Consider the following 1,871-nt stretch of genomic DNA (forward strand, 5'->3'; position numbering starts at 1 on the left):
AATGGTGGCTCCCAGTACGGAGCCGACGGAAGTCAAGGTCCCCGCGGTGATGGTAGCGCCGAGCACGCTGGAGATGGTGCCGTTGAGCAGGTTGGTGATCGTACCACCCAGGATCGTGGCGCTGATCGTGCCGCCGAGAATGGTAGTGCTGATCGTACCCGCTGTAATGGTGGCTCCCAGCACGGAGCCGACGGTAGTCAAGGTCCCTGCGGTGATTGTAGCGCCGAGCACACTGGTGATGGTGCCATTGAGCAGGTTGGTGAGCGTACCGCCCAGGATCGTGGTACTGACGGTTCCGCCGAGAATGGTGGCGCTGATCGTACCTGCTGTAATGGTGGCTCCCAGCACAGAGCCGACGGTAGTCAATGTCCCCGCGGTGATCGTGGCTCCGAGCACGCTGGAGATGGTGCCGTTGAGCAGGTTGGTGATCGTACCGCTCAGAATCGTGGCGCTGACCGTGCCACCGAGAATGGTAGCGCTGATCGTACCTGCTGTAATAGTGGCTCCCAGCACGGATCCGACGGTAGTCAAGGTCCCCGCGGTGATGGTAGCGCCGAGCACACTGGAGATGGTGCCATTGAGCAGGCTGGTGATCGTACCGCCCAGCAGTGTGGCGCTGACCGTTCCGCCGAGAATGGTAGCGCTGATCGTACCTGCTGTAATAGTGGCTCCCAGCACGGAGCCGACCGTAGTCAAGGTCCCTGCGGTGATGGTAGCGCCGAGCACACTGGAGATGGTGCCATTGAGCAGGTTGGTGATCGTACCGCCTAGAATCGTGGCGCTGATCGTACCGCCGAGGATCGTGGTACTGACCGTACCACCGAGAATGGTGGCGCTGATCGTACCTGCTGTAATGGTGGCTCCCAGCACGGAGCCGACGGTAGTTAAAGTCCCCGCGGTGATCGTGGCGCCGAGCACGCTGGAGATGGTGCCATTGAGCAGGTTGGTGATCGTACCGCCCAGGATCGTGGCGCTGACCGTGCCGCCGAGAATGGTAGCGCTGATTGTACCTGCTGTAATGGTGGCTCCCAGCACGGAGCCGACGGTAGTTAAAGTCCCCGCGGTGATCGTGGCTCCGAGCACGCTGGAGATGGTGCCATTGAGCAGAGTGGTGATCGTACCGCCGAGGATCGTGGTACTGACTGAACCGCCGAGAATCGTCGCGTTGACGGTACCAGCGAGAATGGTGGCACTGATAGTTCCAGCAGTAATGGTGGCTCCAAGCACAGAGCCGACGGAAGTCAAGGTCCCCGCAGTGATGGTAGCCCCAAGCACGCTGGAGATGGTGCCGTTAAGCAGGTTAGTGATCGTACCACCCAGGATCGTGGTACTGACGGTGCCGCCGAGAATGGTAGCGCTGATCGTACCTGCTGTAATGGTGGCTCCCAGCACAGAGCCGACGGTAGTCAATGTCCCTGCGGTGATGGTCGCTCCAAGCACGCTGGAGATGGTGCCGTTGAGCAGGTTGGTGATCGTACCACCCAGGATCGTGGCGCTGACCGTGCCGCCGAGAATGGTAGCGCTGATCGTACCTGCTGTAATGGTGGCTCCCAGCACGGAGCCGACGGAAGTCAAGGTTCCTGCAGTGATGGTAGCGCCGAGCACACTGGAGATGGTGCCATTGAGCAGGTTGGTGATCGTACCGCCGAGGATCGTGGTACTGACTGAACCGCCGAGAATCGTCGCGCTGACGGTACCAGCGAGAATGGTGGCACTGATAGTTCCAGCAGTAATGGTGGCTCCCAGTACTGAACCGACGGAAGTCAAGGTCCCTGCGGTGATCGTTGCCCCAAGCACGCTGGAGATGGTGCCGTTAAGCAGGTTGTCGATTGTTCCGCCCAGGATCGTAGTACTGACGGTGCCACCGAGAA

1 protein-coding gene is annotated in these 1,871 nt (G+C 60.4%); it reads right to left on the bottom strand.

Annotated elements, in window-relative coordinates:
* A partial coding sequence (locus ET33_RS39115; RefSeq protein WP_161783604.1) for a beta strand repeat-containing protein occupies positions 1 to 1,871 on the bottom strand: 1,871 nt, incomplete at both ends.

Source organism: Paenibacillus tyrphae, from assembly GCF_000722545.1.
Taxonomy (GTDB): Bacteria; Bacillota; Bacilli; order Paenibacillales; family NBRC-103111; genus Paenibacillus_G; species Paenibacillus_G tyrfis.